The organism is Arthrobacter sp. P1_B11 (genome assembly GCF_056406715.1).
The window spans coordinates 118,302-135,547 of the sequence record NZ_JBFTZQ010000002.1 but is presented as its reverse complement, the minus strand read 5'-3'; the positions used below and the strand labels follow the sequence as shown (position 1 = coordinate 135,547).

Here is a 17,246-nt window from a genome sequence, read left to right as displayed (position 1 = left end):
TAGGATTTTCCCGATACCTTGGCGAGGGAGAGCACCTCCGGACATCCGGACTGCTGGTCTCCGTTATCGACTGGGTCTGTACCTCCCTTCTGGAAGGGCCGCCGACAGGCGCCCGGCGTTGAAGGTCGCTTCAGACCTCCGCCCTTGCTGAACACCGAAAAGCCTCCAGGAGATGCACATGTCTGAGCAGAAGCTCGCAGCAGAAGTACGTACCGAATTCGGCAAGGGTTTTGCCCGCCGCGCCCGCATGGCCGGCCTGATTCCCGCCGTCATCTACGGCCACGGCGCCGAGCCCATCCACATCACGCTTCCGGCCAAGGCCACCACGCTGGCCGTGCGCACCGCCAACGCCCTGCTGTCCCTGGACATCAACGGTGAAGGCCACCTCGCCCTCGTCAAGGACATCCAGCGCGACCCCATCAGGCAGATCATCGAGCACATCGACCTCCTGACCGTCCGCCAGGGCGAGAAGGTTACCGTTGACGTTCCCGTTCACCTCGTCGGCGAACTGGCTCCGGGCAACGCTTACAACCAGGAGATGACCGTCATCTCCCTCGAGGCCGAGGCAACCCACCTGCCCACCGGCATCGAGGTCGACATCGAAGGCCGTTCCGCCGGTCAGCACATCCACGCGTCCGACCTCGTGCTGCCCAAGGGCTCGGTTCTGCTTGCGGACGCTGACGCTCTCGTCGTCCACATCTCCGAGGCCACCGAAGTTACCTCGGAAGAGGCCTCCGAGGAAGCCACCGCCCAGGCTTCCGTGGCCGCAGCCGAGTAATTACGGTTCCTTATTCGCGTACCGCGTTTACCGCATCGCACCAGTGGCCGGGCCCCGTTTGGGCCCGGCCACTGGTGTTCCCGCTCACTAGGATTGATCCATGACTGATACCTGGCTCATCGCAGGCCTTGGAAACCCCGGGCCCGAGTACAGCCGCAACCGGCACAACGTGGGCCAGATGGTCCTCGATGAACTCGCCGCGCGCATCGGCGGAAACTTCAAGGCCTCCAAATCCCGCGCCCAGGTCCTCGAGGGGCGGTTGGGAATCGGTGGACCGCGCCTCGTGCTGGCCAAACCTGCCACCTACATGAACGTTTCCGGCGGACCGGTGTCTGCCCTGGCCAGGTTTTACGACGTTGACCTGTCCCGGGTTGTGGCGGTCCACGACGAAATCGACATTCCCTTTAATACTGTGAAGCTCAAGATCGGGGGTGGCGAAGGCGGCCACAACGGACTCCGGGACATCTCCAAGGCGCTCGCCACCAAAGACTACCTTCGGGTCCGGGTTGGGGTCGGCCGGCCGCCCGGACGGATGGACACCGCGGACTACGTGCTCCGCGACTTCACCCCGGCGGAAAAGAAGGAACTGCCCTTCCTGCTCGACGATGCTGCGGATGCAGTGGAGCTGCTGGTCCGGGAGGGACTGACCGCTGCCCAGCAGCGCTTCCACTCGGCCAACGCCTGACGGCGGGTGCCGAGCATACTGCTGCAGACGCGCTTTCACGCCTCTTTCCGCCGCGCGTGTCGGGAATTAATCCAAACAATTTGATAATCCGCCAGCCAATTAAGGATCTCGACGAAATGTGAATGGTTTGCCCTGTTTCAGGGCCGGGGTGACGGGGTAGTCTTTCACCTAAGCGGGGGAGGCGATGGGGCCTTGATCCTGCAAAGCGGGATGTAAGGAAAAGTTCATGTCAAATGAGCCACTGAGCTGGGGACGTGGGTCTACAGCGGGCGTGCTGGCCGGGCCCGCGGCTGCCACTGGCGGAACGGACCTTCAACGATGGTCCGTTCCGGCGCGCAGCGCAGACCTTGAAGCCATCCGCAATGGTCTGACGGATCCTGATTCCCTGGGCGTAGTTATTACCGGCTCCCGCGGCGTGGGCAAATCGTCGCTGGCCCGGACCGCGGTGGCAGAACTCGGACCTGATGTCTGGGCGCTCCAGCTTCGCAGTCCCCTGACCGGCTCGCAGACCTCCTACGGGTGTCTGGCGTTCCTCTTGGCGCGGCTTCCCCAATCGGCGATGGGATCGCCAACCGCCATCCTCCAGGGCATCACGTCCCTCATCCGAAGCGACGCCGCCGGCAGGGACTGCATCATCACCCTGGACACCACGGGCATGATCGACGACATGAGTGCCGGTGTCCTCCTGAACATCATGCTGACCCGCACCGCACGCGTTATCGCGATCGCCCCAGGTACAAGCGACCTGCCGGCAGACTTCCATTGGCTGCTCACAGACCGCCGTCTCACTGAGGTGCGGCTGGAAAACCTGAACGAACTGCAGACCCGGCAGGTGCTGCTGACCCTGCTGGGCCACCGCGTATCGGCCTCACTGGTGAGCACATACCACAGCATCGTGGGCGGCAATCCGCTGCTGCTCAAAGCACTTGTTACGGAGCAGCAGCAGTCCGGAAACCTCGTGCTGTCTGACTCTGTATGGACATTGCGGGACAAGGTCGTCCTCGACGGTGCAACGGGACTGGACGATATTGTCCGCTCGCGCTGGTCCCGGGAATCTCCGGAAAGCCGCGAGGTCATGGAGATGCTGGCCTGCGCGCGCAGAGTGTCCCTCTCGCGGTTGACCGACATCTACGGCACTGAAATCGTGGCCGATATGGAGGATGCCGGACTGCTCAAGGTGGGTGACACCGAGGCCCGCTGGGTGTCCCTGCGGGAGCAATACCTTGGGGACGTTGTCCGGTCCTGGTTGAGCATCGCGCGGAGGCGGGAGCTCCGGAGCCAACTGCTGGGCGAAGCGGAACCCGAGCTTTCGAAGCTAAGTCTGGAAGAGCGCATTGAGTTTGCCGCTTGGACTCGTGAGTGCCAGGCCGAGCTTAGCCCTGCCATGGCTGTGGCCGCCGCCGAAGCGGCCATACAGATGTTCGATCCCCGCTTTGCGCTCAGCTGTGTCGACGGGCTTAAGAGGACTGACGCGGAGTGGGTGGTGGGACAGCAGCACAAGGGGACGGCCTACCTGCTGCTGGATCTGCCCGTGCAGGCCATGGACGCCCTGGACGACATTTCCCAGGCGCAGCTGGACCAGCTCGGTGCAGAGGACTTCGCCAGGATTGTAGCCGCCAAGTGCAGGGTCATGGTGTGGCTGCCTGAGCAGTGCGACAAAGTCCCGGATGAGATTGCCAAGGCGCGCCAGCGTCTGGGTGTCGCTCCGGGCGCCGCGAGCACTTGGCCTGATGCCCTGGGCGCTGCCGCGAACGTCATCACGCTGGCGGAATTCGAGTACCGCTCCTTCATCGGCGACTATGCACCTATGGTTGCGGCTCTGGAGGAAGCGGCCGATCCGGCGCTCAACAAAGACACCGGGTTCCGCATCCAGGCTGCCCTGATCCTGATGCCTGTTCTTTCGGCTGTCGGCAGGGAAATGGACGCGCTTCAGCTGATGAGGAGGGTAGGCGGCCAGCTCTCGGATTCGGGCCACATGACCGGTCTGCGGGAGCGGTTCGCCATGACGGCGGTCAACGTGCTGCTGCAGGCTGGCCAGTGGCGGAGGTGCCTGGACCTCGTCGGGCCGCCGAAAGGGCATGAGGAACGACGCCTGGCTCACCGGACGTCCGCCATGGAGCTGGTTACCGGCATCGCGTACGTCTACTCGGGCCGCGGCGCCGTCGCCCTGGATTCGCTGCTGTCCGCCGTGGCCCAGCTGGAACTCCGTCCGGTCGTGAACATGCTCCAGGCGGCCTATGCCGCCACGGCGTTCGCCTACGCACAAATCGGCAACGCAGGCCAGGCGCACAAGTACCTTGACAAGCTGCGTGGGGCGCGCGGGCACTGTAATTTCCGCACCCAGAACATCACGGATTTCTGCGCCGACATGGCAGGGAGATGGCTGGGAGACACCGATGCCGTGAGGCGGCTCCTGGACTCAGCCCGCGTCGACATTGCGGCAGGGCGATACACCCTCGCCGGGATCAGTCTGCTGGGTGCCACCGTGAACGGTACGGACGACGACTTCCGCCTGATGGAGGAGGTCGCGGGCCACCGGCAGGGAAAGCTGGCCGAGATTTCCCGCCTCGTCGCTGTCGGTAGCCGCACCAAGGACGCAAAGGTGCTTTTGGAAGGCGCGCATCTGGCCGCAGAGCTCGAACTGGATGCCGTGGAAGCCCGGTGCGTAGCGCTCGCGGTGGACTTTGCGAGGCATTCCGGGGACTCCGCGTCGGCCCGCGTCGCCCAGGCCCGGCTGGACACCCTCACGGCCACCGTTCCCAGTCTCCCGATCGTCCCGAGCAGCGGCAGCCCGCTGCTGACCGCACGGGAGCGCCAGATCTCCCGCCTGGCCGGGCGGGGAGTATCCAACCGGGACATCGCCCTGGAAATGGGTGTTTCCGTGCGGACAGTGGAAGGGCACCTGTACCAGGTCTTCACGAAGCTTGGTGTGACGTCCAGGGGTGATCTGCCTGGACTCGTCTAACGGCCGCCCACAGACACCGGAACCGGAGACTGACGACCGGCAGCTTACGGGGCGGCGTGAAGTAATAGACCACGTCTGCAGCATCATCCGCAGCCGTGCGAGCCAGGCTGTGTTCCTCATGGCCGGCCCGGGGATCGGGAAGTCTTCCGTGACGGACGCCGTCAGCGAGGAGATGAGCACTGAGATGACAATCCTTCGGATCCACGGGAGCTCATCGCTGGCCAAGGTCCCCTACGGCGTGCTCGCCCCGTACACGGCGGACCTCCCTCCAGAAGAAGCAGACTCGCCCGTCGCAGTGCTCAGGGCGGTCTGGACCTATTTCCAGGAACTCAAGGCCGGCAAGGACGTGCCCTTGCTCCTGGTAGTCGATGACGCCCACCACCTCGATGAAGCCACCGCGAACATGGTGGTCGACATGATGTCGGCGGGATGGGCCCGCGTGCTGGCATCCGGGCGCCCGCGGCCCGGACTGCCGCAGGCACTGAACCAGCTGTGGTACGACGGCCAGGCCGAGCGGATCGATCTGCGGCCGCTCAACGGAGACCAGGTGACGGAGGTCGTGGAGCACACACTCCACGGGACAGTCCCCGCCAGCACGGTGCAGTCTTTGTGGTCTGCCTCCGGCGGCAACCCCCTGCTCCTGAACTGCCTGCTGGGTGATGCGGTCGAAGCGGGCATACTGGCGAAGCGAAACGGGATCTGGCTGCTCCTGGGCCTCCTTCCGGCTGACGGCCCCAGGCTTTCCGACGTTGTTATCAAAGACCTCCTCCGCAGGACCACGGAAGAGCAGGACGCGTTGAGGCTCATCGCCTTGGCTGAGCCCGTCCACCGCAGCCTCATCGAAGATGTGTGCGGGGGCGCGGTGGTCCGGTCCCTCCTGGACCACCAGATGGTCCGCGAATCCACCGGACGGCACACGGAATTGCGGATTTGGCACCCCATCCTCGGCGAATCCATGAGGCACCAGGTGTCTGTCTCCCGGAGCCTGCAGCTCCGGCAAAAACTGGACAACTACCTCGACACGCGGACGGCAGGCGCCGAGGGCAGGCTGCGGATGGTGGAGTGGTCGCTGGAATGCGGTTTGGAAGTGCCTGATCTCGAACTGCTTGACGCTGCCCTGCTGGCAGTGACGATGTTCAACAACTCAGGTGCGCGGCTCATGGCCGGGCATGTCCGGGCGCCGGAACTGCAGGCCCATGCACAGTCGATCACCGCGAGGGCGCTCTTCAACGAAGGCAAGTACCGGGAGGCTGCGACTCTCCTGGACGGTTGCTGGCTGGAACTGGCCGGGGAACCCGAAGCCCCGCACATTCTCATGCTCAGGGCGTCGGCGCATCTCGCGCTGGGGAAATCCACCGGGTTGCTGCGGGCCGAATCCCGCCACCAGCTCGCGGACGCCGGGAAAGAGGTCGCGGCTTCCTGGCAGGACAGGATCCACCATTTGCTTGAGATGGCCGATGCCGGCGATCACGAGGGGATAAGGACTCTTATAGCCTCAACCGGAGAAGCGATGGCCGGGGCAGCCGAACAGGGTGAGACGGTCCTGCAGCGCGCCCGGGCAGACCCCAGCACGGCAACTGTGGCCGAAGCCACTCACGCCGTGGCACACGCGTTGCTCGCCCAGACCCTGGTGTCTGCAGGTCAGGCCCACCAGGCGCACACCGCCGCCCTGGGCGCAGCGCCGTCCTTGCCGGCGCTCCAGGACGGTCTGTACTTCTTCAATGAGTTCGTCCTGACGCGCCTTGTGTCGGCTTCGCTCGCCGCCGGTAACTGGGAGGCGGCGGAACATGAGCTGGCCAGCTACCCCACGGAGGTGAACGAGGGGGCAGCCACTTTTGGCGGCGGCATCCAGGTGCTGCGCGGTCTGGGCTTCCTCCGCCAGGGACAGCTGGAACGGGCCTACCGGATTCTCCTGCCAGCTGTTGAAGCCCTGCGCGTCAATGATCCGCTCCAGCAGTTCCGGTTCGGTTCGTCCCTCGCCTTCTACGCCGCCGCGCGCCTGGGGGATGGAGCGCAGGCCCAGCGCCTCGAACAGGATCTGATCGCCGCCAGGCACGCCAGCGGACCCGGGTGCGAACTGCTCGCCGAAGGGTACGCGGCCGCCGCGGCTGAATATCTGGACCGCAAGGGCAGCGGCCTCGCCAAGCTTCGTGAGCTGGCCGCGTCACCGCCGGTCGCCGCGCAGCCGGGAACCAGCATGGAGTGCCTGATTCTTTGTTCCGATCTTGGCGACCGCTCGGTAATTGAAGAGCTCGCATCACTTGCGGACGCCGTCGAGGGCCGCTGGGCAGCAGGCTGGCACCAGGTAGCCCAGGCGTGGGCCACCGGGGACGCAGACGTGCTCATGGAAACCGCCGCCGGGCTGGAGGAGGCGGGCCTGATCAACCTCGCCCGCGAGGCGTATGCCCAGGCGGGCGCCATCTGGGACGCTGCGGGGGAGCGGCGCCGCGCCCGGCAGGCAGTGGCCCACCGCGAGAAATGTGACCAGGAGCTTGGTGAGCGGTTCCGGGAGAGTCCCTTCATTGCCTCGGTGCCCAGCGTCCACCTGACACGCCGGGAGCGGGACATCGTGGAGCTGGCCGTACAAGGACTCTCTGACCGGGAAATCGCCCAGCAGCTGATGGTGTCGGTCAGGACTGTTGAAGGGCATCTGTACCGAAGCTACGTCAAGCTTGGAGTGCGCCGGCGGGACGAGCTCGCCCTGGCCCTTCCCAAAAAGTAAGCACTTCCCAAGAAGTAAGCGCTGCCCAAAAAGTAAGCCCTTCCCAAAAGTACGTGCTCAATGCCGCCGTTTTTAATGCCGTGCCCGCCGGGAAACTTGAGCTTTTCCGCGCCAGCATGACCACCTGCGGAAACCAGTAGTCGAGTACCTGAAAAAACGAGTACTCGGTACTCGTGCTGTGGGTTCCAGTACGCGATTAACTATTAGTGGCAGCGGAATGCGGAGGAGGACTCCATCGCCGAAGCTGCCGCCAGCACATCAGGTCTCGCACACGAACTTCCGGCCCCAGGGACCGGGTTCAGGCGGGGCCGGCGACGTCAGAGCCTTCTGAGACCGAGGCTCTCCCCCCAGCCGTCGCCGGCCCTTACAAGTAGTAGAACAGCCGGCACGCGCCGGCACCGCGAGGGCGGCCCTCCAGTTGGACGGGCCGCTTTCGCTGCCGTTTGGACAAGGCTGCTCTGTGGGACAATTGAGAGGTACCTCAAGGCATCCCAAGGAGTCCCATTGGCCGTAATATCAACGCCAACCACGCTGGAGCGCGCCCTTCCCGCGATGGATAATGCCGAGGTCCTGCGGATCCGGAACGACTTTCCCGTCCTGGACCAGCTGGTCAATGGCCGACCGCTCATTTATCTGGATTCCGGTGCCACGTCGCAGAATCCGCTGAGCGTTATCGAGGCCGAGCAGGAATTCTACGAGCAGCGGAACGCCGCGGTACACCGGGGCGCACACCACCTTGCCGTCGAGGCCACGGAGGTATTCGAGGACGCACGGCAGACGGTTGCCGATTTCGTCGGCGCTCAGTACGAGGAAATCGTCTGGACGTCCAACGCCACAGAGGGCCTGAACCTCATCAGCTATGCGCTGTCCAACGCCAGCCTGTGGGCTGCGCAGGGGCGCGGTGATGCGCGGCTCCGGGAACTCGGGCTCGGCCCGGGGGACGAGATCGTGGTCACCGAGATGGAACATCACGCGAACCTGATCCCCTGGCAGGAACTTGCCTACAGAACCGGAGCCACGCTCCGCCACATTCCGGTGGACGACGCCGGGGCGCTGCACCTGGACCAGGCGGCGGAAATCGTGGGCGGACGGACGCGGCTTCTCGCCTTCACGCATGCGTCCAACGTACTCGGCACGATCAATCCGGTACACGAGCTCGTGGCGCTGGCCAGGCGGGCCGGCGCCCTGGTGGTGCTGGATGCGTGCCAGTCGGCGCCGCACCTGTCCCTCGACGTCAAGGAGCTGGACGTCGACTTTGCCGTGTTCTCGGGCCACAAAATGCTGGGCCCCACCGGCATCGGCGTGCTGTACGGCAAGCAGGAGCTCCTGGACGTGCTGCCTCCTTTCCTGACCGGCGGTTCCATGATCACCACCGTGACCATGGACCGGGCAGAATACCTTCCGGCACCGCAGCGGTTCGAGGCCGGGACGCAAAAGATCTCCCAGGCCGTGGCCCTCGCCGCAGCCGTCAGCTACCTGACCGAGACCGGCATCGACCGTGTCCACCGCTGGGAATCCGAACTTGGCCAGCGCATGGTGGCAGGCCTTGAAGCCATCGACGGCGTCCGTGTGCTTGGCCCGGGGGCCGGCAAGGAGCGTATTGGCCTGGCGGCGTTCGATGTGGCGGGCGTGCATGCGCACGACGTCGGGCAGTTCCTCGATGCGCGCGGAATCGCCGTCCGCGTGGGTCACCACTGCGCCCAGCCGCTGCACCGGCGCCTCGGCCTGACGGCCACAACGCGCGCCAGCGCCTATTTGTACAACACCACCGACGACGTCGACGAATTCCTGGACGCAGTGTCCGGGGTCCGCGCCTACTTCCGCGCCTAGTGCCGGGATCCATGAAGACAGGTACCGCAGCATGAGCCTCGACCAGCTTTACCAGCAGATCATCCTGGACCATTCCAAGGCCCGGCACGGGAGCGGTCTGTCAGAAACGGCAGCACCCGAGGGCGCGTCCACCGGGCAGTCACACCAGCTGAATCCTGTCTGCGGTGATGAAGTCACCCTGCGTGTCGCCGTGGACCACGGCACCGTTGCGCAGCTGTCCTGGGACGGTGCAGGCTGTTCCATCTCCATGGCCTCCGCTTCCGTATTGAGCGAGATGGCGGAAGGCATGTCTGTGGACGAGCTGCGCTCGGTGATCGGTAACTTCCGGGAGGTTCTCCGCTCGCGCGGAAAGGTCCACGCGGACCCCGAGGTGCTTGGCGATGCCGCCGCGTTTGAAGGGGTGGCCCGCTATGCAGCGCGGGTAAAGTGCGCCATGATCTCCTGGGTTGCCGCGGAGGACGCGCTCAACCAGGCGGCCTAAGCCACCGGACCGCGGCCTACCCGTCCCTCTCCGCGGCGGGCTCGAACACGTCAGGGACGCCGTCGCCGTCGTCGTCCCGCTTTTCCTCCGCCTCCACGCGGCGGTAGTGGCGGTTTCGTGCCTTAAGCACGACGGCGGCAATCGCCGCAGCGGTCACGGAACCGGCCAGGATGGCAACCTTTGCGTGATCGTCGTGGGCCGATCCCGCCCCGAAACTCAACTCGGCGATCAGCAGCGAAACGGTGAATCCGACTCCGGCGAGGATGGACAGTCCGGCGATGTCGATCCACTTCAGCCCGGCGTCAAGCGTTGCCCGCGTGGTTTTGGTGATCAGGTAGGTGGCCCCGAAAACGCCGAGGGCCTTGCCCGCAACCAGCGCGGCCACGATTCCCACGGCCACGGGGTCGGCCAGGGCGGATGCCAGCCCAGCGCCTCCGCCGATGGCCACACCAGCGGAGAAGAACGCAAAGACCGGGACGGCGAATCCCGCAGAGAGCGGCCGCAGCCGATGCTCGATGCGTTCTGCCATGCCCTTTTCATCCATGCCCCTTTCTGCCAGGGCCCGGTTCGCCGTGGCCTTGTCTGCCGTGTCCCTTTCCATGGCACGTTCGGCCTCCTGCCGGGACGCGAGCACGGGAACCGTGAATCCGAGCAGGACGCCCGCTACCGTGGCGTGGACGCCCGAGGCGTGGACCAGCGCCCAGGTCGCTGCCGCCAGCGGCACCAGGAGGTACCAGCGGCCGATGTGCTTCTGGGCGAGCACGGCAAAGAGCGCCAGCGGGACCAAGGCCGCCAACAGCAGGACGGGCTGCAGGCCGGCCGAGTAAAAGAAGGCGATGATGCCGATGGCGATCAGGTCATCCACCACGGCCAGGGTCAGCAGGAACGTCCGGAGCGCGGCCGGGAGATGCGTGTTGATGACGGCCAGCACGGCTAGGGCGAAGGCGATGTCCGTGGCGGTGGGGATCGCCCACCCCCGCAGTGCCTCGGCGCCCTGGCCCCAGTTAATGGACGCGTATATGAGGGCCGGCAGGACCACCCCGCCCACGGCCGCGGTCACCGGGACAACCGCCTTGGCCGGCCTCCGGAGTTCCCCGGAAACAAACTCCCGCTTCAGCTCGAGTCCGGCAATGAAGAAGAAGACCGCAAGCAGGCCGTCCGACGCCCAATGGCCCACGCTCAGCCGCAGATGCCAAGGCTCAAAACCCACTTCCAGGTCCCGCAGGCCGAAGTAGGTGCCCGCAGCGGGGGAGTTCGCCCAGATCAGCGCCGCCGCTGTCACAATGAGCAGGAGGGCCCCGCCGACGGTTTCGAGCCGGAGGATGGCGGAAATCCGCAGGTACTCCGGGTACGTGGAACGGCTGAAGACTGCGGACTTGCGGGAGCGGGCAGGGGGTCGGCTGGGCATCTCGGCTCCTGGCTTGGGGTCGGCAAACATGTTGCCGACCAGACTTCCCGGCGCACCCTAAATACAGCTGGTCCCAGCTTAGCCGAGGACGGCGGCCTCACCCGGAAAATGCTCACTCTGGACGCTCAGCCCGGAAAATGCTCAACCGGGAAACGTTCAGCCCAGAAGCCCGGCGATCCCGATGCCGGCCGTGGCGGCGCCCAACACCATGGATACTGCCACGAGGACCACATGGACGGTGAGGAACTTGGTGGCCTTGCCGCCGGCGTCCCGCGCCCGCGGGTCTTTCATCACCCGGCGCAGGAACTGCGGCCACACCACGAGCGACCAGAAACCCGAAAGGACCAGGACCCACGCCAGGACGGCGGGAACTTCCATCGCCTAGTGGCTTTCGAGCCAGGCCTGCGCCTGCTGGGACTGGATGTTCAGGGCCTTGCCGACCATCGGCTCGGCTGCTTCGGCGATCTTGCCGCCCAGGAAAGGCACGGACGAGGTGACGTTGCCTTCTAGTTCAACCCGCGTGCTGCCGCCGTCTGCGACGAGCCGCTGAACGGCCGTGACATCGATGGGTGCGCCGGCGATCTTGAGCGAGATGGTGCTCTGGCGGGAGCCGTCCGCAGAGGGAGCGTCCCAGTTCTCCACCTGGGTCACTTTGAGGGTGTCGCCCACGAACTTGCGCGCGATTTCCGGCAGGCGGGTGGTGGGCAGGGTGCGCACGGAGGTGGTGCTGAAGGCCCCTGCAACGTCGCCGTCGACAGTGAAGGACTCGAGGCTGCCGCCCACATATTCGCTCGTGTGGCGCTGGAATTCCTCGTTCGTGAAGACTGCTGTGATGCTGTCGACGGCGTGGGGAAGGGTAGTGGAAGCACTCAGTGCCATGGATCCTCCATTGTTGCAGGGTCAAAACATTGTTGCGGGGTCAGAACGCTTTTTGCTCCCCACATCCTACGGGGTGGGCACGGACTCTTCCGCACTGGCGATCTTCCGGGCCGCCGCTGTGATGTTGCGGGACATGGCGGGAAAGATCAGGCTGTGGAATGGGAGCACGGCCAGCCAGTAGAGCCTGCCGCTGAGCCCTTTGGGGAAGAAGATGGCCCGCTGCCGGTACCGGCTGCCGGCTCCGTCCGGCTCCACGCAAAGCTCAAGCCAGGCGCGTCCCGGTGCGCGCATTTCCGCACGCAGGCGGAGCAGTTTGCCCCGCTCGATCCGTTCCACCCGCCACCAGTCCACTACCTCGCCGGCGACGAGATTGTGGGGATGCCGGCGGCCCCTGAGCAGGCCGGCTCCGCCGGAGAGCTTGTCCAGCCAGCCGCGGACGCTCCACGCCAGCGGCAGGGAATACCAGCCGTTGCGGCCGCCGATGCCCTCGATGATGGTCCAGACGTGCGAGGGCTCCACATCGCTGTGGAAGGTTCGCTCGTCCACATAGACCTTGTGCCCGGCCCACTGCGGGTCGCTGGGCAGCGGATCGGCGTCCGCCCCGGCGTTGGCCCAGGTGGTTTCCACTTGCCCGTCGCGTTCCTTGCCAAGCGCCAGGGCCACTGCCTTGCGGTAGCCGGTGAGGCCGCCGTCGGGCTGGTTGATGTAGTTGTCGATGTCGTGTTCGGCGGAGACGGCGTCGTGCTGCAGCGACTGGACCAGCGGCACGGACATGGACAGCGGGATGGGGGTCACGAGCGCCACCCACAGCCCGGCAAGCCTGGGCGCCGGTACGGGAAGCGCCAGGACCAGGCGCAGCGGCAGCCCGGCTTCGGCTGCATATTCCTTCATCATGCCGGCGTAGCTCAGGACGTCCCGGGACCCGATGTCGAACGTCCGGTTGAGTCGCTCCTTCAGTGAGGCTGCGCCCACCAGGTAGTGCAGCACGTCCCTGACGGCGATGGCCTCGATCCGGTTCCGCACCCAGCTGGGCGCCGGCATGACAGGCAGGGTTTCGGAAAGGTGCCGGATCATTTCGAAGGACGCCGAGCCTGAGCCGATCACCACTCCGGCCTGGAAGACGATGGCGTCCACGGGCCCGGACAGGAAGACTTCACCCACCGCTTCGCGTGAGCGCATGTGGGTGGACAATTCGGTGTTGCGGGGGTGCAGGCCGCCCAGGTAGACGATCCGCTGCACCTCAGCAGCCGCGGCAGCGGCGGCCACGAGCTCCGCCATGGACTTTTCCTTGGCTTCGAAACCGGACCCGGCAGCCATGGAGTGAACCAGGTAGTACAGGACGTTCACGCCCTTCAGTGCTTTTTCCACAGCAGCGGAATCATCGAGGCTGCTGCGCACCACCTCGACTTGGTCGAACCACGGCACCCCGGCGATCTTTTCGGGGGAGCGGACCAGTACTTTGACGCGGTGCCCCGCGTCGAGCAGCCGGGGGACCAGCCTGCCGCCGATGTAGCCAGTGGCTCCGGTGACCAGCACCGTCCGCCCGCTGGTGAATGCGCTGCTGTCATTTCCGGTCTGGTCGCTCACGGGAGTCTCCTTAGGATGGCGGCATTTCTGGGCCCAACATCACCTGCCAAGCAAGCTTAGCAACGGGCCCGGCCTCCCCTCCGGACGCGTGCCCCGACGCCGCTCCAAGCGCGTGCCGCGTTGTCGCCGATCGCGTGCCGCGTCTCCGCCGGATGCCGCCCGGTCACTGGCAGGGGTAGGCTGGGATGACCCGGCATTCTCGCGAATTTCGGGTTTTCGTGTTGCCTGCGTTCGAAGTGAATACCCCAGGAGATCCTGCCATGAGCCCCACCGGCCAGCCAATCAAAGGCCTGCCCCTCAGCGGCCTGCGACGCGTCCTAGCCGCAGACAAGACGTTCGCCCGTGTGCAGGCTGAGGCGTCCAGGACCTTCAGCGTCCGTGGTGAGGACTACCAGATCAGTGCCCCGGCGGGCCTGCGCCCTGTGCTGCTCGCGGAGATGGCGGACGGGCTCGCGAAAGCCGACGGCGGCCGGCCGGGGATGGTCCTGGCCGTCACCGCGACGGGACGCGAGGCGGAGGATCTGACCGCCGCCCTGCGCGCGTACCTGCCAGCCGATTCCGTGGCGGAGTTTCCCAGCTGGGAAACGCTCCCTCACGAGCGCCTGTCGCCGCGTTCGGACACCGTTGGACGGCGGCTCTCCGTACTGCGCCGGCTGGCGCACCCGGAGACCTCGACGGCGGGACCCCTGCGTGTGGTGGTGGCTCCGGTCCGCGCCGTGGTCCAGCCGCTTGTGGCCGGCCTGGGCGAACTGGTTCCGGTCACGCTGAAGGTGGGCCAGGAGGTCCCCTTCAGCAGCGTCGTAAAGAACCTCGCCGACGCCGCCTACGCCCGCGTGGACATGGTGACACGCCGTGGCGAGTTCGCCGTCCGCGGCGGCATGCTCGACGTCTTCCCGCCCACCGAGGACCACCCCATCCGGGTCGAGTTCTTTGGCGACGAGGTGGACCAGATGCGCTGGTTCGCCGTCGCCGACCAGCGCTCGCTGTCCTCTCCGGGCCTGCACCACCCCACCGAACTCCATGCCCCGCCGTGCCGCGAAATCCTGATCACACCGTCGGTGATGTCCCGGGCGGCCACGCTGAAGTCACAGCTCCCCGCCGCAGCAGACATGCTGGAGAAGATCGCCGGCGGCATCGCCGTGGAAGGCATGGAATCGCTGGCCCCCGTACTGGTGGACGCCATGGTTCCGCTCATGGAGCAGCTGCCGGCAGGTTCCATCTCCGTGGTGATCGAGCCGGAGAAGGTCCGCACCCGGGCCCACGACCTCGCCGCCACGAATGAGGAATTCCTGGAGGCAGCGTGGTCCACCGCGTCCGACGGCGGAACCGCGCCGCTGGACCTCAGCTCCCAGGCGTCAGCGGCCCTGCACTCCGCAAGCTTCCGCTCGCTGACCGATACCCGTTCCGCAGCCTTGGGCCATGACGTGTCCTGGTGGTCCATCACCTCGCTGGCCACCGATGAGGAACTCACCCCCGACATCAACGTGCTCAACCTCCATGCCCGTGAACCGCGGGGGTACCAGGGCGACGTAGCCGAAATGATGGACTTCATCGGTTCCCACGTGCGGAACCAGTGGCGCATCGTGGTGGCCACGGAAGGGCCCGGGCCGGCGCAGCGGCTCGCCGAGCTGTTCCACGACGCCGACATCCCGTGCGCGCGGGTGGACTCCCTGGACCGCGAACCCCAGGCGGGAATCATCGAGGTGACCACCGCCGCCGTCGGACGCGGATTTGTCCTGGACGGGCTGAAACTCGGCCTGCTCACGGAAGCGGACCTGCTGGGACGCACGTCGGCCGGGTCCACGAAGGACATGCGACGCATGCCGTCCAAACGGCGAAATGCCGTGGACCCGCTGCAGCTGCTGGCTGGCGACCACGTGGTGCACGAACAGCACGGCATCGGCAGGTTCGTGGAACTCATCCAGCGCAAAGTCGCCGGCGGCGGAGACGGCGTCCGCGAGTATCTGGTTCTGGAGTATGCGCCGTCCAAGCGCGGGGCTCCGGGGGACAGGCTCTTCGTCCCCACCGACCAGCTGGACCAGGTGACGCGCTACGTGGGCGGTGACACCCCCGTGCTGAGCAAGATGGGCGGCTCCGACTGGGCCAGCACCAAGTCCAAGGCGCGCAAGGCCGTCAAGGAGATCGCAGGCGAGCTCATCCGGCTGTACTCGGCGCGCATGGCCTCCCGCGGGCATGCGTTTGGCCCGGACACCCCCTGGCAGCGCGAGCTCGAGGAAGCCTTCCCGTATGTGGAGACGCCGGACCAGCTGACCACCATCAACGAGGTCAAGGCTGACATGGAGCGTGAGATCCCCATGGACCGGCTGGTGTCCGGCGACGTGGGCTACGGCAAGACCGAAATCGCCGTCCGTGCCGCCTTCAAGGCCGTGCAGGACGGCAAGCAGGTGGCCGTGCTGGTGCCCACCACCCTGCTCGCGCAGCAGCACTACGAGACGTTCACTGAGCGGTTCTCCGGCTTCCCGCTGAAGGTGAAGCCGCTGTCCCGCTTCCAAGCCGCCAAGGAAGCCAAGGAGACCGCCGAGGGCGTGAAGAACGGGACCGTGGACGTGGTGATCGGCACACACCGGCTGCTCTCCAAGGACTTCGCCTTCAAGGACCTGGGCCTGGTGATCGTGGACGAAGAGCAGCGCTTCGGTGTTGAACACAAGGAGGCGCTGAAGAAAATGCGCACCAACGTGGACGTGCTCGCCATGAGCGCCACGCCGATTCCCCGCACCCTCGAGATGTCCCTGACGGGCATCCGCGAGACGTCCACCCTGGCCACGCCCCCGGAGGAACGGCACCCGGTGCTCACTTACGTGGGGCCGTACACGGACAAGCAGACCTCGGCCGCGGTCCGGCGCGAGCTCATGCGCGAGGGCCAGGTGTTCTTCGTGCACAACCGGGTTTCCACCATTGAACGGACGGCCGCGAAGATCCGCGAGCTCGTGCCCGAAGCCAGGGTTGAAGTGGCCCATGGGCAGATGTCCGAAAGCCGCCTGGAACAGATCATCGTGGACTTCTGGGAGAAACGCTTCGACGTCCTGGTGTGCACCACCATCATTGAGACTGGCCTGGACATCTCCAATGCGAACACGCTGATCGTGGACGGCGCGGACAAGTACGGGCTGTCCCAGCTCCACCAGCTGCGCGGTCGCGTCGGGCGCGGCCGTGAACGGGCCTACGCCTACTTCCTGTACCCCTCTGAGAAGCCGCTGGGCGAGGTGGCGCTGGAGCGGCTGAAGGCGGTGGCGACGCACAACGAGCTCGGCGCCGGCATGCAGCTGGCCATGAAGGACCTCGAAATCCGCGGCGCGGGCAACCTGCTGGGCGGGGAACAGTCTGGCCACATCCAGGGTGTCGGCTTCGACCTGTACATCCGGCTGGTGGGTGAAGCCGTGGCGGATTATCGCGGCGAAGCCGAGGAAAAGGCCGCCGAAATGAAGATCGAGCTGCCGGTCAACGCCCACCTGCCGCACGACTACGTGCCCGGGGAACGCCTCCGCCTCGAGGCCTACCGGAAACTGGCCGGCGCGCTCACGAACGAGGCAATAGACGAGGTCCTTGCCGAACTCGTGGACCGCTACGGCGAGCCGCCACTTCCCGCGCAGAACCTGATCGCCGTGGCCCGCTTCCGGGTCGGTGCCCGCGAAGCCGGCCTCTCCGACGTCGCCCTGCAGGGGAACTTCATCAAGTTCTCTCCCGCGCAGCTTCCCGAATCGAAGACCATGCGGCTCAACCGCATGTATCCGGGCGCGCAGACCAAGCCGGCTCTCGACGCCGTGCTCATTCCGAAGCCGAAGACGGCAAAAATCGGAGGCCGGGACCTGCAGGACGCCGAGATCCTGGAATGGGCGAACGGCGTGATCCGCAATATCTTCTCCGACGCCCCGCTGACAGTGGGCTAGGCG

General features: G+C 66.1%; 11 protein-coding genes. 7 read left to right on the top strand and 4 right to left on the bottom strand.

What is annotated here, in order from left to right; genetic code table 11:
• Positions 1-178 precede the first annotated feature (178 nt).
• From AC1D14_RS02760 to sufU, 6 genes are all read left to right on the top strand, one after another.
• Positions 179-778, top strand: a complete 600-nt coding sequence (locus tag AC1D14_RS02760; RefSeq protein WP_230119842.1) for a 50S ribosomal protein L25/general stress protein Ctc — start codon at positions 179-181, stop codon at positions 776-778.
• A gap of 100 nt (positions 779-878) precedes the next feature.
• On the top strand, positions 879-1,463 hold the full coding sequence (gene pth, locus AC1D14_RS02755; RefSeq protein ID WP_230119841.1) for an aminoacyl-tRNA hydrolase: 585 nt from the start codon (positions 879-881) through the stop codon (positions 1,461-1,463).
• A 226-nt stretch (positions 1,464-1,689) separates the two neighbouring features.
• A complete protein-coding gene (locus tag AC1D14_RS02750; RefSeq protein WP_476880943.1) occupies positions 1,690-4,428 on the top strand; it encodes a LuxR C-terminal-related transcriptional regulator in 2,739 nt (912 codons plus the stop codon).
• Entirely contained in the window at positions 4,406-7,150 is a 2,745-nt protein-coding gene (locus AC1D14_RS02745) for a LuxR C-terminal-related transcriptional regulator (RefSeq protein WP_476880942.1), read from the top strand. The genes AC1D14_RS02750 and AC1D14_RS02745 overlap by 23 nt, the downstream gene beginning before the upstream one ends.
• 504 nt (positions 7,151-7,654) lie before the next feature.
• Entirely contained in the window at positions 7,655-8,980 is a 1,326-nt protein-coding gene (locus tag AC1D14_RS02740; RefSeq protein WP_230119838.1) for a SufS family cysteine desulfurase, read from the top strand.
• Positions 8,981-9,011: 31 nt separating this feature from the next.
• Positions 9,012-9,461, top strand: a complete 450-nt coding sequence (gene sufU / locus AC1D14_RS02735) for a Fe-S cluster assembly sulfur transfer protein SufU (RefSeq protein WP_230119837.1) — start codon at positions 9,012-9,014, stop codon at positions 9,459-9,461.
• A gap of 16 nt (positions 9,462-9,477) precedes the next feature.
• Here the strand turns inward: sufU and nhaA are convergent, their stop codons facing one another.
• From nhaA to AC1D14_RS02715, 4 genes are all read right to left on the bottom strand, one after another.
• Positions 9,478-10,869 carry a Na+/H+ antiporter NhaA gene (nhaA, locus tag AC1D14_RS02730; RefSeq protein WP_476968022.1) on the bottom strand — a complete coding sequence of 464 codons (1,392 nt, stop codon included), beginning with the start codon at positions 10,867-10,869 and terminating at the stop codon, positions 9,478-9,480.
• A gap of 156 nt (positions 10,870-11,025) precedes the next feature.
• Complete coding sequence (locus tag AC1D14_RS02725) at positions 11,026-11,247, bottom strand: SCO4848 family membrane protein (RefSeq protein WP_230119835.1); 222 nt, start codon at positions 11,245-11,247, stop codon at positions 11,026-11,028.
• 3 nt (positions 11,248-11,250) lie between these two features.
• Positions 11,251-11,748, bottom strand: a complete 498-nt coding sequence (locus AC1D14_RS02720) for a DUF2505 domain-containing protein (RefSeq protein ID WP_230119834.1) — start codon at positions 11,746-11,748, stop codon at positions 11,251-11,253.
• 66 nt (positions 11,749-11,814) lie between these two features.
• Positions 11,815-13,335, bottom strand: a complete 1,521-nt coding sequence (locus AC1D14_RS02715) for an SDR family oxidoreductase (protein ID WP_230119833.1) — start codon at positions 13,333-13,335, stop codon at positions 11,815-11,817.
• Positions 13,336-13,595: 260 nt separating this feature from the next.
• On the opposite strand from AC1D14_RS02715, the gene mfd reads away from it, so the two are divergent.
• Positions 13,596-17,243: a transcription-repair coupling factor gene (gene mfd, locus AC1D14_RS02710; protein ID WP_230119832.1), complete on the top strand. Its 3,648-nt coding sequence runs from the start codon at positions 13,596-13,598 to the stop codon at positions 17,241-17,243.
• Positions 17,244-17,246 lie beyond the last annotated feature (3 nt).